25 protein-coding genes are annotated in these 26,397 nt (G+C 35.0%); all 25 read right to left on the reverse strand.

Annotated elements, in window-relative coordinates:
- Positions 1 to 733: 733 nt before the first annotated feature.
- Positions 734 to 1,447 carry an ABC transporter ATP-binding protein gene (locus IEV69_RS02970; RefSeq protein ID WP_188439316.1) on the reverse strand — a complete coding sequence of 238 codons (714 nt, stop codon included), beginning with the start codon at positions 1,445 to 1,447 and terminating at the stop codon, positions 734 to 736.
- Positions 1,448 to 1,631: 184 nt separating this feature from the next.
- Positions 1,632 to 3,101, reverse strand: a complete 1,470-nt coding sequence (locus tag IEV69_RS02975; RefSeq protein WP_188439318.1) for a DUF5687 family protein — start codon at positions 3,099 to 3,101, stop codon at positions 1,632 to 1,634.
- 98 nt (positions 3,102 to 3,199) lie between these two features.
- The gene (locus tag IEV69_RS02980) at positions 3,200 to 4,270 is read right to left on the reverse strand and encodes a glycosyltransferase (protein ID WP_188439319.1); all 1,071 of its coding nucleotides are present in this window, start codon (positions 4,268 to 4,270) and stop codon (positions 3,200 to 3,202) included.
- A 137-nt stretch (positions 4,271 to 4,407) separates the two neighbouring features.
- A complete protein-coding gene (locus IEV69_RS02985) occupies positions 4,408 to 4,791 on the reverse strand; it encodes a GxxExxY protein (protein ID WP_188439320.1) in 384 nt (127 codons plus the stop codon).
- A 98-nt stretch (positions 4,792 to 4,889) separates the two neighbouring features.
- Entirely contained in the window at positions 4,890 to 6,002 is a 1,113-nt protein-coding gene (locus IEV69_RS02990) for a glycosyltransferase family 4 protein (protein ID WP_188439321.1), read from the reverse strand.
- A gap of 1 nt (position 6,003) precedes the next feature.
- Complete coding sequence (locus IEV69_RS02995) at positions 6,004 to 6,555, reverse strand: serine O-acetyltransferase (protein WP_188439322.1); 552 nt, start codon at positions 6,553 to 6,555, stop codon at positions 6,004 to 6,006.
- A gap of 275 nt (positions 6,556 to 6,830) precedes the next feature.
- Positions 6,831 to 7,637 (reverse strand): class I SAM-dependent methyltransferase, encoded by an 807-nt coding sequence (locus IEV69_RS03000; protein WP_188439323.1) that lies wholly within the window; start codon positions 7,635 to 7,637, stop codon positions 6,831 to 6,833.
- Positions 7,638 to 7,642: 5 nt separating this feature from the next.
- On the reverse strand, positions 7,643 to 8,791 hold the full coding sequence (locus IEV69_RS03005) for a glycosyltransferase family 4 protein (RefSeq protein ID WP_188439324.1): 1,149 nt from the start codon (positions 8,789 to 8,791) through the stop codon (positions 7,643 to 7,645).
- Positions 8,791 to 10,176 carry a CDP-glycerol glycerophosphotransferase family protein gene (locus tag IEV69_RS03010; protein WP_188439326.1) on the reverse strand — a complete coding sequence of 462 codons (1,386 nt, stop codon included), beginning with the start codon at positions 10,174 to 10,176 and terminating at the stop codon, positions 8,791 to 8,793. Before IEV69_RS03010 ends, IEV69_RS03005 begins: the two co-directional genes overlap by 1 nt.
- A gap of 319 nt (positions 10,177 to 10,495) precedes the next feature.
- Positions 10,496 to 11,725, reverse strand: coding sequence for a hypothetical protein (locus IEV69_RS03015; RefSeq protein WP_188439328.1), 1,230 nt, complete (start codon positions 11,723 to 11,725; stop codon positions 10,496 to 10,498).
- Positions 11,715 to 12,845 (reverse strand): dTDP-4-amino-4,6-dideoxygalactose transaminase, encoded by a 1,131-nt coding sequence (rffA, locus tag IEV69_RS03020; RefSeq protein ID WP_188439602.1) that lies wholly within the window; start codon positions 12,843 to 12,845, stop codon positions 11,715 to 11,717. The genes IEV69_RS03015 and rffA overlap by 11 nt, the downstream gene beginning before the upstream one ends.
- The gene (locus IEV69_RS03025) at positions 12,842 to 13,528 is read right to left on the reverse strand and encodes a GNAT family N-acetyltransferase (protein WP_188439330.1); all 687 of its coding nucleotides are present in this window, start codon (positions 13,526 to 13,528) and stop codon (positions 12,842 to 12,844) included. The genes rffA and IEV69_RS03025 overlap by 4 nt, the downstream gene beginning before the upstream one ends.
- Positions 13,525 to 14,451 carry a glycosyltransferase family 2 protein gene (locus tag IEV69_RS03030; RefSeq protein WP_188439333.1) on the reverse strand — a complete coding sequence of 309 codons (927 nt, stop codon included), beginning with the start codon at positions 14,449 to 14,451 and terminating at the stop codon, positions 13,525 to 13,527. The genes IEV69_RS03025 and IEV69_RS03030 overlap by 4 nt, the downstream gene beginning before the upstream one ends.
- A gap of 89 nt (positions 14,452 to 14,540) precedes the next feature.
- Positions 14,541 to 15,251, reverse strand: coding sequence for an acylneuraminate cytidylyltransferase family protein (locus IEV69_RS03035; protein ID WP_188439335.1), 711 nt, complete (start codon positions 15,249 to 15,251; stop codon positions 14,541 to 14,543).
- Between the two features lie 67 nt (positions 15,252 to 15,318).
- Positions 15,319 to 16,476 (reverse strand): UDP-N-acetylglucosamine 2-epimerase, encoded by a 1,158-nt coding sequence (neuC, locus tag IEV69_RS03040; RefSeq protein WP_188439337.1) that lies wholly within the window; start codon positions 16,474 to 16,476, stop codon positions 15,319 to 15,321.
- 377 nt (positions 16,477 to 16,853) lie between these two features.
- Positions 16,854 to 17,489 (reverse strand): CatB-related O-acetyltransferase, encoded by a 636-nt coding sequence (locus IEV69_RS13975; RefSeq protein WP_308420126.1) that lies wholly within the window; start codon positions 17,487 to 17,489, stop codon positions 16,854 to 16,856.
- 3 nt (positions 17,490 to 17,492) lie between these two features.
- Positions 17,493 to 18,395, reverse strand: a complete 903-nt coding sequence (locus tag IEV69_RS03050; RefSeq protein ID WP_188439339.1) for a sulfotransferase domain-containing protein — start codon at positions 18,393 to 18,395, stop codon at positions 17,493 to 17,495.
- Positions 18,392 to 19,396 carry a glycosyltransferase family A protein gene (locus IEV69_RS03055; RefSeq protein ID WP_188439341.1) on the reverse strand — a complete coding sequence of 335 codons (1,005 nt, stop codon included), beginning with the start codon at positions 19,394 to 19,396 and terminating at the stop codon, positions 18,392 to 18,394. The genes IEV69_RS03050 and IEV69_RS03055 overlap by 4 nt, the downstream gene beginning before the upstream one ends.
- Positions 19,397 to 19,576: 180 nt before the next feature.
- On the reverse strand, positions 19,577 to 20,467 hold the full coding sequence (locus tag IEV69_RS03060; protein ID WP_188439343.1) for a glycosyltransferase family 2 protein: 891 nt from the start codon (positions 20,465 to 20,467) through the stop codon (positions 19,577 to 19,579).
- A 4-nt stretch (positions 20,468 to 20,471) separates the two neighbouring features.
- Positions 20,472 to 21,242 carry a glycosyltransferase family 2 protein gene (locus tag IEV69_RS03065; RefSeq protein ID WP_188439345.1) on the reverse strand — a complete coding sequence of 257 codons (771 nt, stop codon included), beginning with the start codon at positions 21,240 to 21,242 and terminating at the stop codon, positions 20,472 to 20,474.
- A 4-nt stretch (positions 21,243 to 21,246) separates the two neighbouring features.
- Complete coding sequence (locus tag IEV69_RS03070) at positions 21,247 to 22,329, reverse strand: GDP-L-fucose synthase family protein (protein ID WP_188439347.1); 1,083 nt, start codon at positions 22,327 to 22,329, stop codon at positions 21,247 to 21,249.
- A 3-nt stretch (positions 22,330 to 22,332) separates the two neighbouring features.
- A complete protein-coding gene (gene gmd / locus IEV69_RS03075) occupies positions 22,333 to 23,454 on the reverse strand; it encodes a GDP-mannose 4,6-dehydratase (RefSeq protein ID WP_188439349.1) in 1,122 nt (373 codons plus the stop codon).
- Positions 23,441 to 24,688: a glycosyltransferase gene (locus IEV69_RS03080; RefSeq protein WP_188439351.1), complete on the reverse strand. Its 1,248-nt coding sequence runs from the start codon at positions 24,686 to 24,688 to the stop codon at positions 23,441 to 23,443. The genes gmd and IEV69_RS03080 overlap by 14 nt, the downstream gene beginning before the upstream one ends.
- Before the next feature lie 3 nt (positions 24,689 to 24,691).
- Complete coding sequence (locus IEV69_RS03085) at positions 24,692 to 25,438, reverse strand: glycosyltransferase family 32 protein (protein WP_188439353.1); 747 nt, start codon at positions 25,436 to 25,438, stop codon at positions 24,692 to 24,694.
- Positions 25,435 to 26,379 (reverse strand): glycosyltransferase family 2 protein, encoded by a 945-nt coding sequence (locus tag IEV69_RS03090; RefSeq protein ID WP_188439355.1) that lies wholly within the window; start codon positions 26,377 to 26,379, stop codon positions 25,435 to 25,437. Before IEV69_RS03090 ends, IEV69_RS03085 begins: the two co-directional genes overlap by 4 nt.
- Positions 26,380 to 26,397 lie beyond the last annotated feature (18 nt).

The following is a 26,397-nucleotide window of genomic DNA, read 5'->3' on the forward strand; positions in this document are numbered from 1 at the left end:
ACCCTGCCGGAGGCGGGTCAAATCTTTGTGGCAAATAAAAAGAATTCCAATCTGACCCCGCCAAAGACAGGTCATACATTTGTAGCAATGAACAACAAATTCAAGTTGACCCCGCCAGAGGCGGGTCAAATCTTTGTAGCAAAAACAACAATTCCAATATGACCTCAGCGAGGTCACATATTTGTAGCAAAGAAAAAGAATTCCTATCTGACCCCGCCAGAGGCGGGTCATATATTTGTAATCAAAAAATAAAACGTATTTATTAACCCCATCGGCGTTGCACAATGATTGGACAGAATATGCGACCCGCCTGAGGCGGGTCGGCTTTATACGGGGTGTTTTTCTACTACAAATATTCGACCCGCCTTTGGCGGGGTCGTGAATTTGCTGTCACCTATTTGTAACAAGAAACAACAAACCCAACATGACCTCAGAGAGGTCACATATTTGTAGCAAGGAACAACAATTCCAACATGACCTCAGCGAGTTCACATTTTTGTAGCAAAGAGCAACAATTCCACCCTGACCCCGCCAAAGGCGGGTCAAATCTTTGTAGCAATGATCAACAAACCCAACATGACCCCGCCAAAGGCGGGTCACATATTTGTAGCAAAGAAAATTAGATCCACCCTGACCTCAGCGAGGTCACATATTTGTAACAAAGAGCAACAATTCCAACATGACCCCAGCGGGGTCACATATTTGTAGAGCAAAGAGCAACAATTAAAATTCATCATTCAACATCGGCCGGTTCCCCGCTAAAAAAGGCTTCCAGTTCTTTCATGGTTTCGGTATTGGTTTGAAGGTCTTTGACCACCAGTCCTTTTTCCAAGACCACAATACGGTTGGAAACCTCCACGGTGTGTTGCAGGTCGTGACTGGAGACCAAGATGGTAACCTCGGGTTTATCAGCCAGTGCTTTCAGGATGCGTTTTAAACGGATTTGTGTGGTGGGATCCAGATTGGCAAAGGGTTCATCGAGTATGATGACTTCCGGATTGCCGATGAGTGCCCCCACAATACCCACTTTTTTGGAATTTCCTTTAGATAAATCACGCAGGTATTTACGTTTGTTCAGGATTTCATCATTGAAAAAATCTGTAAATCCTTCGAGGAACTGATCCACATCGGCTTTGTTCCAGCCTCGCAGTTCGCCGATGAAATAAAAATACTCTTCGGGGGTTAAGTAGCCAATCAAAAAGGTTTCGTCAATAAACGCTGAAGTATAAGGCTTCCATTCCTCACTACTGCTTATTTGAATACCATTGCTGCTAATGTGTCCGGTGGTCGATTGAATCAGGTCCAGCAACAAACTAAAAAAAGTAGTCTTTCCCGCACCGTTATTCCCCACCAATCCAAAGCTCTGTCCTTTGGGAATTTCCAGTTCCGGAATATCAAGCACCTTAGTGGTACCATATGCTTTACTCAGGTTTTCAACGTGTATCATAGTGTTATATTTGTTAATTTAAATGCTGTATTTTAGGTTTCAAAGTTTCTTAGTGTACTTTAGGTAAACATGTTTCTCGCAAAGACCGCAAAGATTACCCGCAAAGACCGCTGAAAATTCTTGCATTTTTCTATTTTCTAAATTCTCACTTCGATATTCGATATTCGATATTCTCACTACGTTCCTACTTACTCTCACTATAGGCTGCAATCGTTTTATACTTTTCGGTTTTATAGATGTTTTCGATGATGGAAAACACTTTTTCCTTAAAGGCAAACCCCAGTACGCCCGTCAAGGCGACTATCAGATAGCCCGCTTCCGGACTGTGGGCGTAATGCCCTATGGCATAAAAAATCATGGGCAGCAACAGTTTGGGCAAGGCCAGCAACATGCTTTTGATGTTAAATGCCTGTTTATCGCCAAACACATTTTTGTTTTGCGTCAGGTCAATGGGTGTTTTCACATAGGCACCGGCCCACAATACCACGTGTGCATTGACACCAACATTGTAAATCGCTCCCACGATGATTGCCAGATAGACTTCCCAGCCAAAATACAGGTAAAACGAACTCAATAGCGTGGTAACAGTGGTGGCAACCACCATCAGCCACCATTTGGAATTCAGATAGTCTCTGTAGCGAATGTTCTGGCTCATCATCAGTGGATAATAAGCACTGTCCCAGCTGGGCACAAACTGCCCGAACGTAAACAGAAACCCTCCGGTGACAAACAAGCCGGCAAAGATGCGCCACACCGGACCTTCATAAGCTTCAACGGCACCGGTAAAAAAGAGTAAGCCATAAAAAATAAACAGTACACTGATGAACAAAGTGGTCTTAGAACGTTTGTTTCGCCGCAATAGCTTGATATCATTTTTCAGGAACGTACCCATCAAGCCAAAGCGATCCAGCCAGGTGAGTTGTTCAGTGGTGGCATCCTGTTGCTTAATGGACAATCCGGAGTCCAGGTACAAATGATTGAAAAAGAACCGATAGGTCAACCACATTGCTACTGCAAGCATCAAAAGCGGTAGCAGCATAGAATAAGGTTGCGAATACAACGTCTGAAATACAGGCCCGGTATACAGGGTGGGGTCAATCACTTCATAATAATGCAAACCCACCGTAGTGATGAGGATTCCGCCAATGGTATATAACAACCAGTCACGGTTGTTGATGAGTATATTGATAAAGTTATTGAAGAAAATCAATGCAAATACACTGCAAAACCACGCCAGTACGCCCACCACATCAAACCCCTGTTGAATCAGTACCACTGAAAAAGGCAGCAGGAAAAACAAATGCAACCAGTTAAAATAGGACATGATGGTTTTACCCAGGGTATAGCGCACAATGGTTTTTTTGAAAATGGGAAGGGTAAGCAATTGCCGCACATTCATCACCGGCATTTTCTGTAAAAAGAACCTGATTATCAAATCGAGTATCAAATAGTAAATCAAAAAGCGGTTGACAGTGGGGAACGGCTCCAGTTCAAATTTTTCGAGTATAAAATAACTCCCAAACCCCAGTAACAAAAACATGGCGATAAAATAAAGTGCCCCCAGCACCATAAACACTTTTAAAACCATATTGGCCTTAAAGGAAGCAGAGCGCTTAAACGATTTCCATTCCAGGGTGATGAATTTTTTGAGCATAGGATAGGGATCTATATTTTTGAATTAGTTATAGGTAAAGATACCAAAGGTTTTGTTACAAAACGACCGTTTTTTAACATCTATGATACATCCCATCACTACCCAATCAGGTTTTCATACAGCTTTATAACTTGCGGCAATACCGCTTCTTCGGTATAATGTGCTTTGATGTGTGCCTGCAGTTGCCCGGCGTCTTGTAAACGTTGTTCGGGTTGTTGGATATACTCCAGCAAGGCCTTTGCCAATGCTTCAGGAGTATTGGGTGGCACTACCTTGCCAAAGTCCTGCACCACTTCACGGCAATCCCCCACATCGGTCGTGACCACAGCCAGACCGGAGCGGGCGTATTCTAATAGCGTCATCGGCAGACCTTCCATATCTGAACTCAGTACACCAATTTCAGCCTGTTGTAAAAGTTCAAAAACATCTGCTCGTTCTCCTAAAACAACCACCGCGTCACTCAAAGATTTATCGGTAATTAAATTCTGAACCCTATCTGAATAGGCGTCATTCAACACCTTCCCTATCAATAGTAGTTTCCAATCGGGTGCTTCAGGTTGTAGTAATGAAAACGCCTGGATGAGGTTCTCATGATTTTTGGGTGGACGTAAATTGGCCATACAAACAATTGTTTTGGTAGAACCACTTCCTGAGTCCGGTACCCGAATTGCTTCTGGGTATGACACAAAATTAGGAAGGTATACACTTTGAACATTTCGTAAATATGTTTGATGCCATTGCACCAACTCCTTATTCACAGCCACTACCTTGTCAAAATAGCTTGAACACAAGACAAGTGTTTTGTTAGACCGCTTTGTGGTTTGCGTTCGGCTTCCATAATGGTCATGCCAAATGAGTTTTACTGAGGGGTTCAAGCCCTTCAACAGGGTTCCAAAGAACCAGGAAGTACTGTGCGCGTGTATGAGTTGAATCTTCTCTTCTTTAATAAGTTGAGTGGCATTGAATAGTGCCCGGAGTCCGATGGGACCTTGGCGGTTTAAAAAGCGGTAGTGTACCTGCGGGCTGATGGTCTCTTTTAAAAGGCCTTCCTCACGAGTACTCCATAAAAACACCGAACCTCCCCGTGCAGCCAGGGCGTTGGCATAGGACACCGCCATCCGCTCTGCCCCGCCGGCGTTTAAGGAATCTATAAGGTGAAGGATTTTCATGGGTTCATTTGTACTTATTCTTTAACGCCTTAAAAGGTGATGAACAAAAAGGGTTCACGCAAAGCAATATTGGTTTCTCGCAAAGAAACGCAAAGATGTTCGCAAAGAAACGCAAAGTTTACTTTAAAGTTCATTAATTACTCTTCCAGATTGTTTACAATTCTGTGAATATTACCTTTTAGAAGCTTACTATTAAAATTTATAAGTAGACCTAATTTTTTATCAGACAATTTTAAATAAGTTAATAACTGTGAAAAATGAACCGGAGCTAAAGTATCAACAGATTTTACCTCAATTAGTAATTTATTTTCTACTAACAAATCAATTCTATATCCTACTTTTAACTTTACCTCCTTATAAATAAAAGGCATTGGAACTTGTTGTAACACTTCGAGACCTTTATTTCTTATTTCATAAGCCAATGCATTTTCATAAGCAGATTCTAATAAGCCCGGACCAACATTTTTATGTAATTCAAGAGCTAATCCAATTACTAAATATGACAGTTCATTCTCGTTCATAATTTTTAAATACTATCTAAAAATAAAAAATATTATATAAATTCTTCGCGAATTCTTTGCGGTTAAACTTTGCGCCCCCTTTGCGTGAGCCCCCGCTCCTATTCAATCAAGCCCCTGATTTTTTCCTCAAAGGCTTCCAGCGTAAATTGTTGCGACCATTGTTGAGCTGCCAGAGATTGTTGTTTGATGGTTTCCATGTTTGACAGCAGGTTTAATAGCAGTCGTCCGTCCTCCTCCGGGTTTTTAGTAAGTAAGAGTCCCCGTTCCCCTTCCCCCAGCATTTCTGGTACACAGGAAACGGCTGTGGCCATAGGCACACACCCCCAAAACATCGCTTCGGCCACCGCCTTGGGCCAGCCTTCAGAAGTGGAGGGCAGGATTAAAAAGTGACCGGCTTTATAAGCTTGCTCTACGACATCTGCAGATTGGTTGCCTTTTAAAACAATGCTTCTATGGAGCTTGTATTTTTCAATATACTGTTCCAGTTGTTTGCGCTGAACCCCTTCCCCATAGAGGTCCATATTAATATCAATTCCCTTTTGTTGTAGTCGATGCACCAGTTGCAAGGCATACAAAGGGTCTTTCCCGGGGGTTAACCCTCCCACAAACAAGGCTTTGAAGGGGAGCGTGAATTCTTTTGTAATGCGTTGTTTTTTGGAGTCAGGATAGGTGGCGGTAAAAAAGGGAAGTAGGTTTTTGGAAGCCTCCGGCCAGTGACCGTAAACCATTACCTGCATGTTTCGGGTGAGGAAGGTATTGTTTAAGATCCATTTTTGAAAGCGGTAACTCAGGGGTTGTTTGGCGGCAGGATCCCAGTTCCCTGCATATTTAGCTGTTTTCTTTTTCTTCGGAAAGAAAACCTGCACCACACACCCCAGCAAACCCATATTCCCGGGACAGCGCAGGTGGATGTGGTCGGCATTTTTAATGGCATAAATTATTCGAATTGAATTAATAAATACAGTTGGAATTGCTCTTAACATATTTATAAAAGAATTTATATTAAATTCTTTTAATTCAATTGTAGGTTCCAATTCAAATGAAATTGGAGCTATCAATAATTTTTTATCTTCTTTCCAAATAGGGCAACAAAACTGAATTGAATGGGTATACCTAGCCCACAACTGCATTTCTTTTTCATAGGGTGCATAAAGAAAGTTTTCTCTTTCTTTTATCACTATTGGCGCAGATGAAATCACAACTAATCCCATTTTAAATATAGCCCTCCGAACTTTTTTCTGACACTTTAATTGCTGGAACACCCATCATAACACTATTACACTCAGTATTTGTATTTACTAAAGAACACGCCGCAATTAAAACATTATCTTTTACAATAATTTTGCCGGCAACTACAGCATTAGCCCCAATGTAAACGTTATTTCCAATTTTAGGAACACCTCGGTTATCTCCTTGTCCAGAAACACCAATCGTTACGCCTTGAGAAATATTGCAATTGTTACCAATAATTGTTTTAGCATTTAAAATAATTCCTCCAAAATGTCCAATGTAAAAAGAATGTCCAATTTGAGCAGAAGCAGGTATTGAAATTCCTGTTAAAATTTCAATTGCTTTTTGCCAAAATAAGCAGAAAATTTGCAATAATTGTTTAAAAATTGGAATTGACATTTTGTAAACAGCGTGTGCAATTCGGTGTTGAAAAATCGCCCAAAAACCTTGAGTTAAAAATACAATCGTAATAAAATTACCCCCATACTTTTTGTATTTTTTGTAATCTAACAAAAGGAGTTTTATCCAATTCATCCAGCAATTTTTTATAAAAATATTTTCTATTGAAATTTTGGCAACATCAAAGTGTAGTAATGCCTTTTTTGTGTTTTTTAACTCATTAAGTTCTTCTTAATCAACAAAACACCCTAAAATTTGTTCTGCAATATTATTGGGTCATCTGATTTACAAAATAATTTGTTATATATCAGTTAGAGTTTGGTGATAAGGATCTAAATTACTAAAAATAATGTGGGGCTCCATAGCAATTATTCAAAACCATGCACACCAGAAACCCATAAACTCTTGAACTACCCCTTACGCATCTTCATCGTCACATGCATGCAATTAAAAAGGTGCTTGTCTGATGTGGCTGATTTTTCCCAATCTTCTTCATGCCATTTTTTTCCCAGGGATTGCTTTTTGGATGAATTTAGGGGTAAAAAATACAGGGCAAAGACCCACTTGGCCTTTCCCAACAGCCCCCGGCGTTCTTCAATGATAAATGCGTTGTCAAATTTAAAATATGTTTTTTTTGTAAAAGGCCATTCCCAGGCGGCATCGCTTTGAAAGGGACGGTAAACGCTTCGGATTATTTTAAGCGGTAAACTGGTTTCCAAGGGGTCATAGCTAACAACAATCCCACCGGACTTTAGTTTTTCCTTTAACCGGGCGATGAGTACGTCAACATTTTCAAAATGGTGCAACACCCCATATGCATAGATAATATCAAAACCGGATTCGTCAAAATCTTCAGAAAGAAAATCGGCTGCGATGGCTTTGGCCGTGGGAATAGACTCCAGACGTTTATTAAGACGCGCTATGGCAAGATCACTAAGGTCAAGGCCCACATAGGCTTTGGCGTTTTCAGCAAGATACATTGATAGATTGTTACCTGAAAAACACCCTAGATCCAGGACTTTTTTATCTCTAAGATCCCCAAACCATTCCTTGTGCAAATCATATGACTGCTGCAACATGCCTGTCTCCCTGCGGATGCTCTTCAGGGTTTTTTCACGCAAGTTGGACCAAATACGCGTCGCCAGGTTTTTATTTTTGGTATTATAAAATTCCTTTTGCTTTTTGTTGGTTTCGAGTATGTCTTGTGTTGTTTTCACTTGATTTAATTTATTAATTCATTAAAAAAATCAATATTTTCTTTTATTATTTTTTCTTGATCAAAAGTTTTTACAACAAAAGCTCTGGCATTTTTTCCAATAGATTCTGCTTTATTAGGGTTACTTAATGCCCAGTTTACTTTATCGGCTATATCCTCCGGGCTGTATGGATTACAGAGCAGTCCGGTTTTTTGATGCACAATTGTTTCCGGACCCGGTCCGGTTAGAGAAAAAACTACCACTTTTTCCATAGCCATTGCTTCAGGTGCTACAAGACCCTGAGTTTCCATATGAGACGGAAAAACACAAAGTTTTGCTCCTGCATATATTTCACTTATTTTATCATAACTTACAGGACCGTGAAAAAAAACACTCTTCATATGCTCTCCAATTTGTGGAAGTGTATTTTTTTTTAAAAAGTTAATATATGAGGTATTATCTTTAAAAAACCAATCTCTTCCATAAATATGTATTTCTGCTTCAGGATTAACTTTTTTTATATATGGTAATGCTAAAATTAACTGCCTGACTCCTTTTTTTTCACACACAGTTCCTGCAAATACTATTTTATTGGGATTTACAGGTATGTTTGAATCTGGTTTAAATTTTTCAATTGATAAAGGATTTTTTATGATTCTAACAGGTTTTCCATGATAACTCAAATACTTCGAGGTGTGAATTTTTACATATTTTGAAACAGCAATAAAAGCATCAGCTTTTTTAAAAGACCTTTTTTCCTGAAGGCCTTTCCAACGATTTATTTTTCTTTTCTCTGCCTCTGCAAAAAAGTGATGCCCTCCGTGAAGTCTAATTATGTATTTTATGTTTTTCTGTTTCTTTATAAAGGCCAGCCCCAATTCAGCACTTTCAACTATGTCAATAGCTTCGTTATTATGTATTTGTCTTATTTTATCAGAAATAGATTTACTATTTAAAAACCATGTAATTCCTTTGTAATTTTTAGGTTTTAACCTGTATATTTTTAAATCATCATTCAATTCTTCCTCAGACTTGTTTTCATAATTTATCCCAACAATACTTACCCTATGGCCAAATTCTACTAACTTATTAGCAATGATTTTTACAAAAGTTCCTACTCCTCCATGCGGGTATCCTGGTTTTGGATATTCTGAAGTTATAAAACAAATGTGCATTAGCTCTTTAATAATTTATTGATTTTATTTGAAGCGTTTTGAAAATCTCCTAAAACAGCCATTTTCCATAACTCCATTCCTTTTTGGACTTTAGCATATTCAATTTTTTGAAGCATCTCACTGATTTCATTTTTGTCATTTAACCAATATACAGCCTGAGATTTAGGCATTGTTCGAAAATGTTGGAATTGATAAATTGTTTTTACTGACCATCCCGGAACAGTCTTATTTTCTTGGTCATAATTTATGAAAATACATGGTTTTTCAAACATAGCAAAATCAAATGCCATGGTAGAACCCACATTAATCACCAAATCAGAATAAAACACTGTGGATGTCAAAATTTTTAAATCGTTTTTATCCGGATAAACAGTTGTCCAATGTGTCTTTCCATCAAAACGCCAAACGGGTGCAACTTCTTTTATTAAGCCAGGGTATTTGTCAATAACGTGTTTAAAACGCCCCGATACATCTACCGGACACTGTCTTAATATAATTTGATAATCTTTATGAAGTCTAGTGGTCATAATAGCCTCAGCTAGATCATTCAAATATTTAGGATCGTCTGGCGACGTTTTCACATCATCCCCTGAAAAGCAAATATTTTTTTTTGATGTATTTAAACCATATTTACTAAAAAATTCTTCTTTTGGAATTATATTTTCACTTTTATAATAAGGTTCAAATTGTGGTGTGCCGGTAATATGAATTGTTGATTCCGGTATTTCAGGATAATATTGTTTCATCTCCTCTTTCATATGTTCAGACCATACCAAGAATAAATCTGTTCTTAAAGCCAGCCTGGCCTTGGGTAAATTGTCCCAGGAATAAATCACAGTTATAGTTTCAATACCGAGTTTCTTAGCAGCTTGCATCAATGGAGCAGCCTTAATAGCTCTTTGATGGGTGCAAAATATTTTAGCTGGTTGTTCTTTTTTTAAAATTTCTACCAGCTGAATATAAAAAGGATTGGTTTCTACTGACTGTGCATACTTTTTCTCTAAGTATAAAATAGATCTGTAGTTTTTTATAAATTTTGAAATAAATGTAACCAGAATATAAAACAACTTTTTATGCCAACTCGTATAATTATAATTCCAAGATTTTAATATGGTCTTGTTGTTTGTCAATTTGGTATTAAACCTTAATCTGGAAACACAAATTAACTCTCTGTAAAATTTTTCTAAAACAGTCTCTTTATAATTAGGAAGCTCAAAATCTCTTTTAATATTTGTAACACTTTTTATATACTCAATTGTTTCTACATCAAAATTGTGAACTATAGTACATTCCTTTTCTATGTCATCAAATACATTAGTATAAAGATAATTTCTAATCCCAATACCGTCAGGTAACATTAGAAATATTTTTTTTTGTTCAGGCATGAATATTGACAAAATATGTATTTTAATTTAAAAATTTATTTCTAAAAGAAATATTTTTGAAACTGCAAGGTATATGTTATACCAATTAAATAACAATTAATGTAAAATTGATTTTCACATTTGGTTAACCTTAATTAGTTTTTACAACGGTTCCTTTTCTATCAAAATCTTTATTTCAACAAAGTGCTTTCCTTCTATTATAAAAACACACAGGTAATATCTTTGACTGTTTTTCCATAACTGTTTTTAATGCTTACTTTTAAGGCACAAGTTTATTGCCTGTATATTTCTTATACATGGGTTTGGAAACTTAGGTACATTATTGAAAAAGTTGAATTTTATTAGTTAGATTAATGATTCCGTAAATAGAAAAAAGAATCATAATTAGTCGATTACTGTATTTTAAAATATTTGGTATTTTATGATTTTTTTCTAAATCTGAATAGAATATTATAGACATAATAAAGACAGGAGCCAACCAACGCATTTCTACATAAGAAATAATAATTAATGAAAATATCGAAATCATCATTAATGTAATGATTGGCACAAAACTAAAATTATCAACTTTTTTATGTTTAACTGTATACACTATAAAAAATAGCGTGTTTATTAAAAGTATGATCCCTAATGATCGAGAACTATATATTAGCACATATACCAGATCCTTAAAAAACTCTTTAAAAGTAACATTAAAATCGTGAATTAAACTTTTAATAATTCCATCTGGAAGTGATTCTTTTCCGTGAATCTGGATATAATTTTGAGTTTCTTCCCAAGAAGGATGTTGAAAGTTATTTAGCTCTCCCTTGTTAACCATCAATTGAGCAAGATATTGACGTTGAGACCATGACACCTCTATTCCTTTTGGCGGCTTTTTATTATCATAGGAAAAATGGCCATTTTGTAATAAAGATGGAATATTCAAAACAAATAAAAAAATAAGTAAGTATATTGGAATTTGGAGTCTCTTGGAAAACTTAATTTTTGTTTTAAAAAAAATATAAAATCCAAAAATTATAATTGGAAAATAAATAACAAATAATTCCCTAGTGAAAATACATATTACCAAAGCGGTTAAAGCAATATTCAAATGAAATGTTTTTTTAAAAGCTGCACGGTAAACTTCATTGATAAAAATTATCAAAGAGATAAAAAAAAGAGTATCATTTGTTCCATAATAAAAAAAACCTACAGTTGAAAGATAAAATATAATATAAAAATACCCTTTCAATGAAGTTCTATTATCGATTTTAAAAAAATAAAAAAAAGTTATTATTAACAGTAGAATATTAACAAACCTTAAGGCAATATATTCTTCCAAAATTAATGAAAACGGATAGGCCAACAGCATATATGGAATTGAAATACTTTCTTTAATTGCTTCAATCCAACCGATTTCTTTTATCAAAATTAAATCATTAATAAATAAACTCTCGTCTCCAGCACCAACAGGTCTATTTAGAAAGAAATAAGTAGAAACCCCTAAGTAGATTAGTAATAAAATAAAAAACGAATAGTTTATAAAAATAAATAACTTATTCTTCATATTGGTTTAATACATTTATAACTTTATCAACATCTAATTCATAATAAAATGGTAGCCTAAGTAGCCTATCAGTAAAATAAGTGCTATTGCACAAATCCCTTCTTCCATGGATTTCCTTGTAGAAAGGACTGGAATGTAAACTAACATAATGCGTTACAGCTAATATTTTATTTTTTTTTAAATGTTCTATTAATGAAGCTCGTTGTTTTAAGGAAGCACATTCCAAATAAAACATATGAGCATTATTTGTTGCATATTTAGGGATTTTGGGTGTTTTGATATTAAGAGGTTTCACCCATTCTTTCAAATTTTCAAAATAAGTGTTCCAAATTTTCAATCTTCTTTTTTGTATTTCTTCCAAATTCTCGATTTGTGCCCATAGAAATGCAGCAATAATCTCAGAGGGCAAAAAAGATGAGCCAATATCCACCCATTCATATTTATTAATTTCACCTCTAAAAAATTTTGCCCTATTTGTTCCTTTCTCCCAAATAACTTCAGATCTTTCTATGAATCGTTCATCATTAATGACAAGCATTCCACCTTCACCCGAAATTATATTTTTTGTTTCATGAAATGAAAAGGCGGCTAAATGACCTATGGAGCCTAATGCTCTTTTTTTTCCATCCTTTCCAGTATAAAAACTATCAATAGCTTGTGCAGCATCTTCAATTACAACAAGGTTATATTTTTCTGCAAGTTCCATTATACAATCCATGTCACAGGCAACACCTGCATAATGCACAGCAACAATAGCTTTCGTTTTTGATGTTATCAATCCCTCTATCATATTTGAATCCATATTCGGATGATCTCTATACGAATCCACAAAAACAATTTTTGCACCCACTCTAATGAAGGCCAAAGCAGAAGAAACAAAAGTAAAGCTAGGTACAATTACCTCATCACCGGGTTGAATGTTTGATAATATTGCACACATTTCAAGTGCATCTGTACAAGATGTTGTAAGCAGCACTTTTTTAAAACCATATTTTTCTTCAAAAAATAAATGGCATTTTTTTGTAAAAAAGCCATTTCCAGACAACTTACCAAACTTAATTGCTTGTTCTATATATACCAATTCACTTCCTGAAAGGTATGGTTTATTAAATGGTATCATTTTTTCCAAAAATGTTTAATAATAGTTTTTTTCTCAATAAAATAACCACATTTTAAATAAAATTCACACGCTAATTGATTCCTTGATTGAGTCGTAACCTTTAGAATTTTAATGTTTTTACTTAGTGCTTCATTTTCAACACTATTCATCAACATTTTTCCAAAACCCTTCCCTTGATATTCTGGATTAATAGCTATAAGGCCAATTTGAGCATATTCTTTAAAAATCTTGTAAGCAGCAAACCCTAGAATAGTTTTGTCTTTACTAATTAAAAGAATGTCATCAGCTATTTCTTTACTTAAAGAATTATCGACCCAAGTCCTGTAAAGTTTTTTAAATTCAATTTCTTGAAACTTATTATCTAATTTAAACCGGCTATAGACTCCACTTTGGTATGCTAGTTCATATACTTTTTCTAATTCAAAATTAATGTCACGTGCAGAAAAAACATAATTATTTTTTAATTGAATTCTTTTTTTTATTTCCTTCACAAAAAGAACTTTAATTTCATCATATGATTTTTCAAAACCATCAATCTCTACATCAAATTTTTCTTTTTGTTTTACATATATCAAATCATAAGATCCATCAATAGATATTAGCTCTTTTTTGGTCGTATATAATATTTCGCCAATTTTTTTATTAAAAAAATCAGAATCCCAATTTAAAAATTTTACAGTCATAATATTTCATCAATTATGTAAATTGGCCTCCGTTTAGTCTGGTCAAATATTTTTCCAATATATAAACCACAAACACCAATAATTGTAATCATCACTCCGGAAAGAAACCAAATGGAAATAATAAGCGAGCTGTAACCAAGAACTAAGATTTGATTCGTCAATGCCAAATATAAATGATATAAACCCACTAGAAATGAAATGAAAGAAATACTGAGCCCTAACTTCACAAATATTTTAAGTGGTTTATTTGAATATGATATAATGACATTAAAAGCTAGTTTGACTAGTTTTTTATAACTATAATTTGATTTGCCTTCAGTTCGTGAAGCGTGTTCAACCTCAACAGCAGTGGAATTATAACCAACGAGTTTAACGAAAAGCGGAAAAAATTGTATATAATCTGAGATTTGTAATATAGACTGAATTACTTTTTTGTTATAGATGCCAAAATTAGCTACTTCATTATCATATCGAGTATTTGTGAAGTAACTAAATATTTTTGAAAACAAAAAGGAAGAAAACTTTTTTATTATACTATCATTTCTAAATTTTCTTTTTGCTAATACAATATCATAACCTTCTTTAGTTTTATTATAAAGTTTCAAAACTTCCATTGGTTGATCTTGCAAATCGCAATCTAAAACAACAACCCACTCTCCTTTTGACTGAGATAAACCCGCTAAAATTGCCGGATGTTGACCAAAATTTTTACTTAATCGAAAACTTCTAACTTCACTATGGGTTGAAGATAGCCTTTGTAATACCTCCCAACTTTTGTCTGTGCTTCTATCATCTACAAAGATTATTTCATAGGTTTCACCTATATCTTTCATAACTCTTTGAATCTCAAAAAGTAACTTGTCTAATGATTTTTCTGCTTGATATACCGGGCTTACAAAAGAAATTTTTGGATTTATTTCCATTAGCTATTATAAATTAAAAAAATACATTTCTATAAAATTAAATTAACTTCTAGCCAAATCAATATTGGAATGAAAGTAATAATTAATTTTCATTTTAGACTCTCATTAATTAAATCCTCAGCCCGCTCCCAGTCAGCCAAAGTATCAAGATTCACATACCGCTTTCCTTTTGAAACCACATACCCTATGCTGTTTCCATACAAAGAGTTTTGTTGAAGGATCACATCAGTTTTTGTCAAATAGATACTCCCGTCCCGGAAATAGGCCTTGGGTAACTCCTGCCGTCTTTTGATGATGTCCCGGTCGCCGGTAGCACTATGCAAACAGCCTTCCTCATCGGCCTCAAACACCCAATGCGGATTGTATTCCGCCGGCACTTCCCTGACACTTACAAGGGAATCAACACCCCGGTTGATGAACTGCTGAAGGGCCTCGTCGATGCTCCCTTTTTCCCGAAAGGGCGTGGTGGGCTGCAACAAGCACACTGCATCAAAAAATTCACCCTTTTCCTTAAAAAATGCCAAGGCGTGTTGCACCACTTCCAGCGAACCCGAATTGTCTATTGCCAGCTGTGCGGGTCGAACAAACGGAACCTCCACCCCAAGCGATTTTGCCACCTCAATGATTGCGGTATCCTCAGAAGAAAGGATCACCCGCGACAATAAGCTGCTTTCCCGGACCGCTTCAACCGTATACTGCAAGAGCGGTTTGCCTCCCAGCAATTTGATGTTTTTACCAGGGATACCTTTGCTTCCGCCTCGGGCGGGAATAACAGCAAGGATGTTGGGTTTTTGGTTCAATGTTTAATTTTTAATGTTGTCAATTATTTAATTTTTGGAATATGGTGATTATCTTTTGAAATTTCCTTTAATAAACAATCGTCTTATGAAACCGCAATGGCAAGGAACTGAGCAGTGCTGCGATTGATTTTCCTGCATCACCGATGCCGTAAATATCTGAACTGTTTAAGCGACCGTTTTGAAAATGGTTTTCAACAGCAGCTTTGATGGCTTCTTTGTCATATGTCACATCCACTACATTGCCACCCTGTTGTCGGCGGTGCTGCCGGGTGCCGATATTGATTACTGGTACACCCAGAAAAGCACATTCCCGAATGCCCACACTGCTGTTACCCACCAGCCCTTTGCTGTGATAGAGTAATTCAAGAAAATCAGAGCTTTCCATATTTTTAAAGAAATGAACGTGTTCCAGTGCGTGATGTTCCCGGAAAGCGCGGATACCGGTGGACGTACCGTCTGCCCCAGCATCTACATTGGGCCAGAACCAAAGCGTGGGAATTTTCAGATGGTTTATGGCTTGTAAACTCGCTTCAACCTGCTTTCTCGAAAGCGCATACTCATGGGTGACCGGGTGCTGCATCACTACTATATAGCCGTTTTCTAAAGCAGGCTGTGCGCCCACACCGCCATATTTTTTATATGGATTAAACGAAAGGCCCTTGCTTTGCAGTACCGGCGCAGCAAGGTCTATGGATGGGCACCCCGTATTAAAAACCATCCCAGCATCCTCGCCTAGTTTGAGTACACGTTTCTCGGCATCTTCAGAGGCCACAAAATGGTAATCGGCCAATTTAGTGATGGCGTGACGCACTTTTTCATCGATGTTTCCGGTGACCTCGCCTCCTTGAATGTGTGCCAATGGAATATTCATATAAGATGCACAAATGGCTGTCGCCATGGTTTCAAAACGATCGGCTACTGTGACCACAATATCAGGACTCAGATTGTCAAAAACGGTAGACAATTCAAGAATACCAATCCCGGTTGTTTTAGCGGCAGCAGTCAGGTTTTCACCTTCCAGTACATTAAATACCCTGGCATCAATGTTAAACCCATCTTGTTCGATGTAATTGACAGCTGATCCATAGCGATCCAGTAAGGCAGAAGCCGCAACAATAAGCTGCAACCGAAGGTTAGGATGGGCTTCAATAGCGGTTAAAACAGATTTTACCCTACTATAAGATGGACGGGCGGTAATCACTACAGCAATATTTCTTTTAGACATAAGGAGGTATCTTATAGCGATAAAAATAAAACATTCCTATTGAGGAACGGACACTAAGACCTTTTTTTTTGTAAAAATGTCTTAACAATCAGTTTAAACTTGATTTGATCTCCAAAAGTTAATTTTAAAAAAAGAAAATAACAAATTCAATAAATTGTACAGTGAACATAGTTGATCTAGGTATAGAAATAAGAATACAATTGCTAATGAAAATGATGTCAACAATTTGAATGCTCTTAGAAGTAGTAGAATCGATTCTAAAAATAAGAATTCTTCAGAAGTCCTCAACTACAATGAAGTGGGATGTTTAGATTAGAATAAAACATCTTTTAGGGTTTTGAATAAAATATGTCTTTAAAGAGAATAGGAGGGTATAATTAATTTATTTCTGTTTTATTAAGATTTTTAAAAAACAAAGGTTTAATCTTTTCAAGTTCAGTATTTGACATATCCCACCATGACAATTTTTCTATTTCCTCAATCGTAGAGTCTTTAAAACGCATTTTTATTATTTTAGCAGGCACCCCTGCTACTATTGAATACTTAGGAACATCCTTTGTCACAACTGACCCCGCTGCAATCACGGCACCATTTCCAATTGAAACTCCTCCCAGAACACTGACATTTTGACCAACCCAAACATCGTTGCCAATAATCGTTTTTTTATTTGTTTTGAGTTTTAATAATTCACCGTTAAATAGCTGTTTATTCACATAAATAGATAAATATTCAGTGGGATGGTTAGTTGTTATTATACTTAAATAGGGTCCTAGCTGACAATATTTTCCAATTGTTACTTTACCATGAATTGTCGAATTATAACCTAAGGTAGAATTTTTTCCAATTTTTATTTGACCACTGAAATTACAATTATTAGCAACTAAATTACCACCTTCAAACTTGACGTTTTGAAGCCCTTTTACCAACCCGTTAACTTTAACTTTACCTTTTTGTTCAAAACGATTATAATTAAGAACCTTTTCAATAATTTTAAATATCAATTTCCTGATCATAATCTAAAACTTATTATAAAACCTTTCATAAATTGGGCTGGTTAATTTAGCAATTCGCTGTTGTTCCTCTTGGCTTAAGTTTTTTTTCCATTTAATTGCATTTGTTAGTGAATCTCTAAAATGCTTACCATGATCTTTTGCCTTTGTTGATTTCTGAATATAATCTTTCACTTGATTAGTAAAAGGTAATTCTAAATATTCAAATAACTTTTGAAATTCTATAATTGGATTTAAAGATAAAGTTTCATGGGTAATAAAGTACCATTCAGGGTTTTTTTCCTGATATATACCAACCTGTGCATAAATGATTTTCCATAGTAAAGCAGCATTGTCAACTATATCTTTCTCTTTTATATCTTTTTGATATTGAATCACCTCGTCTTTAAGACTTTCCAATCCATCACTAAAAAAAATTGGTTGTCTAAGAAAGTCATCAAAATCAAACCACCAGTTTTTATCTTTTATACTTAATGCAAAAGCGGCAGGGTGCCTAATAAGAATAACAGGGTTTAAATCAAACTCTTTGACCAACCAAGGAACTGAAAAAACAGCTATAGGGTCTTTTATCATTTTTATTGGCCTCCAAGCTCTACGTAATCTTTTTTTATTTGAAATTAAAATACTATGCCCTTCATAACTTTTGTAAGAATTAGTTATTAAATAAAAGAAATTAGTATTCAAGTAATATTTAATCAGTTTTCTTACTTTAATTTGAAGTCCTATTTCACTTCTTTCAGTAACCTTTGGAAACCAATAGTCTAGATCAATTATTTTATATCTATTAATTCTGTTAAGGTTAAAAGGTTCAATAATATTGTCCACCTTAGGGTGGGCGCCTATTACATTCCCTACCCAAGTTGACCCTGAACGGGTTGCGCCGGTGATTAAAATATTCTTTCCTTTCATTTTTCTTTTTTTAAACCTAAAAAATCAAATAATACTGGCCTTACAAACTTGTTCAAAAGCAATCTGTTAACAATAAAATGCTTTATAAAATAAGGTATTTGAATTCGTTTAGAATTTGGAATTTTTAATTCTTCTTTTTCAGAACTCTGTATCTTTAAAAATTCCTTTTCAATCCAATTCTCCGGTATATTACCAATATGATAAGCATAATTACCTACCGTTGCTAATCGCCACAACCCTGCTTTTTCTAAAGGTTGATCTATATAATCCCTGTCTGCAGAAGCTGCATAAGCTAATTTGCTTTTTTGATTAGGAGTGTGTTTAAAAACCTCTTTTCGAAGAGTGGATACAAAATGACCACATCCCACAATTGCTGAAAACCCTTTTCTTGAGACTGTCAATTGGTTCTCAAGAAACTGTTTATTCTTATACATAGAGCTTTGTCTTCCAATACTATTAGCAAACTGTAACATCTCTTCTTGATCACAAAGTGATTGAAATTTTAAATTTCCTTTTAATAATGCATCAAAAATAGTATTTGAAGTGTGGGTCATAAATAAAGTTCCGTGTGGAACGGGTGAAACCATACCGGCTTCCGGGAAATTGACAAAAACTTTTTCGACTTCCTGAATCCAACCGTCCTTAAACAAAACATCCCCATCTGTGATAGTAATTAAATCCTCTGAAGTTGTTTTAGCTATGGATATAACCGCATCAATTTTACCTATATTGGATTTAAAATGAATTAATTGATCAATTTTTCCTTTAGTATACAGCTCTTGTAAATAAGTAGTTATTTCTCTACAGCTTCCATTATTTACTACCGTTATAGCACTTTTTGCGTGAATTGTTTTTAAGAGAGACTCTATACATAGCTTTGTGAAATTTAAACCAAATTTGAAGTAATCATTTAAATGTGGCACATATATAGGCACAATTATGCGATGATAAAATTTATCTTGAATGTGTTTTCCTTTCTCCGGATTTGAACCAACTCTCATAATTATGAATTTCTAAAATATTTTTTTAATGAATTCCGGTCTAAAATTAAAAAATTGAAAAATAACCAGCTTATACTGATGGTCAATTTATAATTTCTCAGAGGTATATACAGCAAGATTAAAGAAATAAAATATATTTTAAAGAGGTGTTTAATTTTGAAAATTCAGATTTGAAAATATTTATTTAAAAAATAATATATAAATTATCATTTTTAAATTGTTTTTTTTAAAAAGCCAAAATATATCTAACTGGAACAATTTTAAAACTCCCTTTAAAGGGTATTGTTTTAACAATTTAATTTGACTTTGACAAGTATTATTAAGTAATTGATTATATTGTTTTTTTGTTATTCGATTTTGATTATACTGATTGTTTAATATTTTTTTTAGATATAAGGGAAGATTTATATATTTATCATTAGCTGTTGAAATGTTTTGATCATGTTTCCTATATAATGCTAAGGGTTTATCACAGTAATAAAATTTTGTAATAAATGAGCACCGTGTCCAAAATTCAACATCTTCAAGTGCTGAAGGAATACTTTCATTAAAATAACCGACTTGTTCAATTACTGATTTTCTTACCAGGGGTGTTGGCATCATCAACGTCCAATTACCCAACATTTTCATAGAAACATCTCCATGTTTTAAATTATATGTGCCTGGTCTTCCTATTATGATATCTTGCAATTTTCCATTTTCATCTATTACCTGGCAAGGTGAATGTGTTAAACCAAAACTTAAATTTTCTGAAAGGATATTCACTTGTGTTTCAATCTTGAAAGGCATCCACAAATCATCATCGTCCAGAAATGCTATGAATTTTCCTTTTGCTTTTCTTATACCAGTGTTTCGTGGTTTAGCAGGTCCACCACTATTAGGTATTTTTATATAGGATACATTGGTATATTGTTTGCAAATTCTTTGATTTTCGTCAGATGATGAACCATCATCAACAACCAAAATTTCAATATTTTTATAGGTTTGATCAGCTACACTTTGCAATGCTTGTTTTAAAAATGTACCCCTGTTATAGGTGGGTATAATAACACTTACTAATGGCTGTATCATGATGTTAACCCATTCTTTTTTTTATTCGTTTCCAAATGCCGTGGAATGTGTTCCTGCGACATTTGTCCAGTTGGGCAGTTTGCTTTTTAAGCTGCTTCATATCATCATAATACAGACCATAAAGCTCTTGAAACATTCGCTCATCTTCAACAAACTTTTTGTTTTTATGAGCAGCATCATTGCTATAACCTGTTAAATCAAATAAGGTTAACGGGTATTGAATATGTTTAAAAGTAAACCGCCCACTTAAAAAGCATTTCAAATAAAACGCCCGGTCACTCACCATTTTGAAAGACTCGTCATAACCACCAATATGTTCAAATACACTTCTATGGAACAAGGTGCTTTGATGGGGCAGCGAAGTCTTCATAAAATAGTAAGGTGTTAAATGGTCCGGATAGATTTTCTCTCCATGTTCAAACGTATAATCCCCATAGACTATATCACCTTGAAAATCTTTATGATTAATAAAATTATCCAAGGCTGTTTCTGATGTCAGACAATCACCACTATTTAAAAAAAGAAGGTATTCACCTTTTGCACGGGCAATTCCTTTGTTCATGGCATTAAATATGCCATCATCGGGTTCACTCACCCAATAAGTAAACCGGTTTTTATGGTTTTCTATCACTTCCCTGCTTCCATCAGTAGACGCCCCGTCAATAATCAAATATTCATAATCGGTAAAGCTTTGACAAAAGACTGAATCCAGGGTTTTTTGCAACCCTTCACGGTTGTTGTAATTTATGGTGATAATAGATAGAATTTTTTTCATAATATTATCTGTCGATATACCATTTATAAAGTTCCCTTAAGCCCGCCTCAAGTGTCCTTTTTGATTTCCATCCCAGGGAAGATAATTTGCCCACATCTGTTAGTTTTCTAATTGTCCCGTCGGGCTTTTCTGTATTATAAGTAAAATCACCCATAAAGCCAGTTTCATTTTTTATCAAAACGGCTAAATCTGAAATTGAAATATCTGAACCGGTCCCTATATTCAAGTGGGAGTTTTTAATTTCTTTGGTATCTGAAATACAATCACTAAAATTTAATGTATTCATTATAAAAACACAAGCATCGGCCAAATCTTCAGACCATAAAAATTCCCGCCTTGGTTTTCCACTGCCCCAAATTTCTATGGTTGTTTTATTTTGATGGTAATCAATTCCTACATTTTTTAAAGCATTTAAAATGTTTTCTTGTGGTTGATTTCCGTTTACACCATTCACAGGAAGCAGGTTTAAATCTTTACGAATGGCATCCCAATTGTTATTTTCCAATAATTTCCCAAGATGGATTTTTCGTAAAAGGGCTGGTAGTACATGTGAAGAGTCAAAATCAAAATTATCTCTTGGACCATAAAGATTGGTGGGCATTACCGAAATAAAATTGGTGCCATGCTGAATGTTGTAGCTTTCACACATCTTCATCCCGGCAATCTTAGCGATGGCATAAGGTTCGTTAGTGTATTCCAATTCACCCATAAGCAGGCTTTCTTCTTTTATAGGTTGTGGTGCATTTTTGGGATATACACAAGTACTACCCAAAAACAGAAGTTTTTTAACTCCGTGTAAATAGCTTTGATGAATAACGTGGTTTTGAATCATCAAGTTTTCATATATAAAATCTGCTCTATAGGTGTGGTTGGCTGCAATTCCACCCACTTTAGCTGCAGCGAGAAATACAAATTCCGGTTTTTCAGTTTCAAAATATTGCTGCACAGCTACTCCATTTGTCAAGTCCAATTCATCCTTTGATTTGACAATCAAATTGCTGTATCCTTGAGCCATGAGGTTTTCATAAATGGCACTACCTACCAAACCTTTGTGACCGGCAACATATATTTTGGAGTCTTTATTCACAGTTTATTCAAAGTAATTTTTTGTTTCAAACCCCCCTTTTTTGAGGTACTTCTCCTTCTGCATTAATACCAAGTCGCATTCCATCATTTCCTTAACGAGATCCTTCAAATCATATTCCGGCACCCATCCCAGTATATTTCTAGCTTTGGAAGAATCACCAACAAGTAAATCGACTTCTGTGGGACGAAAATAATTTATATCTACTTCCACCACAACTTTCCCTTTCGATAACTTGTATAACGGATTTTCACATTTTAGCACTATGCCCTTTTCATTCTTTCCTTTACCTTCAAAAACGATAGTTATCCCTACTTCCTTAAATGCCAATTGAATAAATTTTCTGACGGTGGTGGATTTTCCGGTAGCAATCACCCAGTCCTCAGCTTTGTCATATTGAAGCATCATCCACATCATTCTCACATAATCTTTAGCATGACCCCAATCGCGACTTGCATCAAGATTTCCAATATATAGAGTGTCCTGGAGTCCCAAAACTATTTTAGAAACAGCCCGGGTAATTTTACGTGTTACAAAGGTTTCTCCTCTTATGGGAGATTCGTGATTAAACAAGATACCATTGCAGGCAAATAAATTGTAGGCCTCACGATAGTTTACAGTTATCCAGTAGGCATACAGCTTTGCAACCCCATAAGGGCTTCTGGGATAAAAAGGTGTTTGTTCATTTTGTGGAACTTCCTGAACTTTACCATACAATTCAGAAGTGGAAGCTTGATAAATTTTAGTCTTTTTCTCTAATCCCAATAATCTCACAGACTCTAGTATTCGCAGTGTTCCCAACCCGTCAACGTTGGCTGTATATTCACTCATTTCAAAAGACACTCCCACATGGCTCATAGCAGCAAGATTGTATATTTCATCAGGTTGTATTTCCTGAATTAAACGCGTGATGTTTGAAGAGTCGGTCAAGTCGCCATAATGGAGAAAAAAGTTTCTGTTTTCTTCATGAGGATCTTGGTACAAGTGGTCAATGCGATCTGTATTAAACAATGAAGTACGTCTTTTCAGTCCGTGCACGTTATAACCCTTATGCAAAAGAAATTCGCTTAAATAAGCTCCATCTTGTCCTGTTATTCCTGTAATTAAGGCTGTTTTATTCTTTTTCATTATTGAGTTCATTCAAGTTATCATATAATTTTTGATACTGTTTAACAACCGTATTAAAATGAAATTGGTTTTGAGCATAACCTGTTATTTCTTCGCTCATAAAAGAATTGTTTTGATTTAAAAAACTCAAAATGGCAGTGGCCAGAGAGGTGCCTGTAAATTCTTCAGCTAAGATACCGGTTTTTTCTTTATAAAGGTGTTCAAAAGTACCACCGGAGTTAAAAGCAATCACCGGCAACCCGCAAGCCAGGGCTTCAAGCAAAACATTGGGCAGGTTATCTTCGCGGCTGGGTAAAACAACTGCATTGGCCAGATTGTATATTTCTGCCATTTTATCGGGTTGTAAGATTTTACCAAATTCTCGCAATTGGTGATGTTTAAACTCAGGCAATTCTCCCTTACCAATGGTTAGAATCTTAAGTGGCGTTTCAATGTTTTTTAAAGCTTCAAACAGTAAGTCCATTCCCTTACGTGGACTTTTGAGTCCATCAGCAACAAAAAGCAAGACAAAAGCATCTTTATCAAGATCATACTTGTTACGTAATACAGCTTGGTCCTGGGGGAAAAATTGATCAAAATCAAGCGTATTGGAAATGCAAACCGATTTAAAATGATTGAACACTCCGGAATCGCGGGCATGGGAAAGCATCCAGTTTGACGGACATACAATGGCGGCATTTTTAACACTTTTTAATGCTCCCTGTTTTAATGCTATAATCTCTTTATCAAGTTTTCCGGCTATAGAAGCATTGTTTATCATATCCCCTTTGTAATGAAAGAGTCCTAAAAAAGGGTTCATATCGTGTAAAGTCCAAACAAGAGGCTTTTTTAGGTATTCAAAAAAGGTGGGGTAGTCTATCAAGCCGGCTACCCAGTGCAAATGAATAATATCTGCCTTTTGAACCAAAGGATGATTCATCAAATCAAACCGGCTATAGGGCAAAGTAGCTATTTCAAAATGCATTAGAGGTTTCAGTTTGTTAAAAGCATTTAGGTGTTTTTCTTTTTCACCCGGAAATAACATTTTCTTTATTTTAGTAAGTGTTCTTGAAAATAAGCCGGATTTTTTATACCCAAAAAAAGGGTCTTCTATTTCAATCCCTTCAAAATCAACTGTTTTATTTTTAGACAAAAAAGCCACTTCCAAACCCGTTTGTTGCATCGCTTTGAACAAACGCTCTGCGGCAATTCCTGCGCCACCCTTGTTACTGTATGTGATGTGAAGGATTTTCAAGGTTTATTTTTGTTTAAATAGTTTATAATATATTTTTCTTAAAAACTCTTTGCCATATCTTTTGAGATATTTTATTGAATATCCATAAAAAAAATAATCATTTAACACCTCTAATAGATTTTTAAAGTATTGTTTTGTTGTTTCTTTTTTATGGGGTTTCCATGAATGATTCCATAAATGGACGGCCAAACTTTTTTGTGTAATAAAGTTGCTGTAATCTTCTATACTGTGTCCATAAGGCATTGCATAAAATACCTCAGCCGGAAAGATGATATCCTCTTCAACTGTCATATCAAATACATAGGAAGAAAACGTATGCGTAATTACAGGCGGAGAGAATGAATCAAAATTCCTGTCATGATAAAATTTAAGCATAAACTCAAGGATATAATTCCCTGAAATTGAACCAAATATTGCAAAATTTATTCTTCCGGGTGCTTCTTCACCAATAAAAAAACGATTGTGTAACAATGAGTTTATGGGTTTTAGCAAGAGCATATCAGTATCTAAGTATATACCTCCCTCCTTATAAAGCACCAGTGCCCGAATATAATCTGCAGCAAATGCATATTGTTTTTTTCTAAGGGCATTTCTGAAAAAGGGTGTGTCAACATGCCCGGTGTTGTCTTCATTCCACTCTTTTATTCTAAAATTTGGGCAATATTGACTCCAACTTTCAATACATTTTTGAACCAATCGCGGTTTTGGTTTTTTGCCAAACCAACAGTAATGTATAATTTTTGGAATCATCCCCGTATTTTTTTTAGCAACTGCCAAGAAATTACTCTTAGTAACTTGATTAAAAAAACAATTTTAAAAGTTAGGGGCAATTGATTTTTATAATACTTTAATTCTAAATAATTACGATTATTTTTCATAAATGAAAGCCATATATCAAGCAACCAATTATATTTAGTATCATAGGTTAGCTTTGAATCGAGTAACATGTGAATTTGATTAATTACTTTAACATTTTCTAAAAAGCGGTTGTATGTTTTAATTGCTTTTGTTGCCGTAGCAGAAGTTTTATGGATGCGGATATGATTATAATGTTTTGCCACATAAGCAACTTTACCTTGTTTAAAAACCTGTGCCCAAAACCACCAATCACCACAGTAACGATACTGAGTTGGTATTTCAATATCAACAAGTAGTTCTTTTTTAAAAATTGCTGACGATACATTTATAACCGGACACTTATATTTGCCAAAATTTTTTAAGAGTACTGCTCCTTCTTCTACAAAAGATTGCTCCCATTTTGATTTACTTAATGAGTCCCACCAGGTATTATGAAAAGATTTTGTTTCGGTTTCAAATATACTATTGCAATGGGCCAGTACAATTTTATCATGTTGATGCATTGCTAAAACCAAGCTTTCCAAAAACGCTTTATCTGCCCAGTCGTCGCTTTCGGCAATCCAAATGTAGTCTCCTGTTGCTAAATTAAAACCTCTTTGCCACAAACCAAATGGAGAACCACTATTGGTTTTGTTTACTATAATTTCTTTAACTTTCTCATTTTGCTTATAAGATTTTAACACTAAATCACTTTTATCAGAAGAAGCATCATCTAAAATAATTATTTCAAAATTTTGATATGTTTGGTATAAGATACTGTCAATTCTTTTATTTATAAAGTTTTTATGATTATAACAGGGAACAATTACAGATATTAATGGGTTAAAAATCATTTTGTTGTTGTTAATTTC

Origin of the sequence: Planktosalinus lacus (assembly GCF_014640155.1) — a bacterium.
GTDB classification, from domain to species: Bacteria; Bacteroidota; Bacteroidia; order Flavobacteriales; family Flavobacteriaceae; genus Planktosalinus; species Planktosalinus lacus.

Bases quoted from the DNA above. Each gene is read 5' to 3' on its own strand.
- IEV69_RS02985 (WP_188439320.1), bottom strand. From the start codon at position 4,791: ATGAACGAGAATGAACTGTCATATTTAGTAATTGGATTAGCTCTTGAA.
- IEV69_RS02970 (WP_188439316.1), bottom strand. From the start codon at position 1,447: ATGATACACGTTGAAAACCTGAGTAAAGCATATGGTACCACTAAGGTG.
- IEV69_RS02995 (WP_188439322.1), bottom strand. From the start codon at position 6,555: ATGAATTGGATAAAACTCCTTTTGTTAGATTACAAAAAATACAAAAAG.
- IEV69_RS03085 (WP_188439353.1), bottom strand. From the start codon at position 25,438: ATGATTCCAAAAATTATACATTACTGTTGGTTTGGCAAAAAACCAAAA.
- IEV69_RS03005 (WP_188439324.1), bottom strand. From the start codon at position 8,791: ATGCACATTTGTTTTATAACTTCAGAATATCCAAAACCAGGATACCCG.
- IEV69_RS03065 (WP_188439345.1), bottom strand. From the start codon at position 21,242: ATGAAAAAAATTCTATCTATTATCACCATAAATTACAACAACCGTGAA.
- IEV69_RS03060 (WP_188439343.1), bottom strand. From the start codon at position 20,467: ATGATACAGCCATTAGTAAGTGTTATTATACCCACCTATAACAGGGGT.
- IEV69_RS13975 (WP_308420126.1), bottom strand. From the start codon at position 17,489: ATGATCAGGAAATTGATATTTAAAATTATTGAAAAGGTTCTTAATTAT.
- IEV69_RS02990 (WP_188439321.1), bottom strand. From the start codon at position 6,002: ATGGGATTAGTTGTGATTTCATCTGCGCCAATAGTGATAAAAGAAAGA.
- IEV69_RS03055 (WP_188439341.1), bottom strand. From the start codon at position 19,396: ATGAGAGTTGGTTCAAATCCGGAGAAAGGAAAACACATTCAAGATAAA.
- IEV69_RS03025 (WP_188439330.1), bottom strand. From the start codon at position 13,528: ATGACTGTAAAATTTTTAAATTGGGATTCTGATTTTTTTAATAAAAAA.
- IEV69_RS03030 (WP_188439333.1), bottom strand. From the start codon at position 14,451: ATGGAAATAAATCCAAAAATTTCTTTTGTAAGCCCGGTATATCAAGCA.
- IEV69_RS03090 (WP_188439355.1), bottom strand. From the start codon at position 26,379: ATGATTTTTAACCCATTAATATCTGTAATTGTTCCCTGTTATAATCAT.
- IEV69_RS02975 (WP_188439318.1), bottom strand. From the start codon at position 3,101: ATGCTCAAAAAATTCATCACCCTGGAATGGAAATCGTTTAAGCGCTCT.
- IEV69_RS02980 (WP_188439319.1), bottom strand. From the start codon at position 4,270: ATGAAAATCCTTCACCTTATAGATTCCTTAAACGCCGGCGGGGCAGAG.
- IEV69_RS03015 (WP_188439328.1), bottom strand. From the start codon at position 11,725: ATGAAGAATAAGTTATTTATTTTTATAAACTATTCGTTTTTTATTTTA.
- IEV69_RS03010 (WP_188439326.1), bottom strand. From the start codon at position 10,176: ATGCCTGAACAAAAAAAAATATTTCTAATGTTACCTGACGGTATTGGG.
- rffA (WP_188439602.1), bottom strand. From the start codon at position 12,845: ATGATACCATTTAATAAACCATACCTTTCAGGAAGTGAATTGGTATAT.
- IEV69_RS03050 (WP_188439339.1), bottom strand. From the start codon at position 18,395: ATGAAAGGAAAGAATATTTTAATCACCGGCGCAACCCGTTCAGGGTCA.
- gmd (WP_188439349.1), bottom strand. From the start codon at position 23,454: ATGAAAAAGAATAAAACAGCCTTAATTACAGGAATAACAGGACAAGAT.
- neuC (WP_188439337.1), bottom strand. From the start codon at position 16,476: ATGTCTAAAAGAAATATTGCTGTAGTGATTACCGCCCGTCCATCTTAT.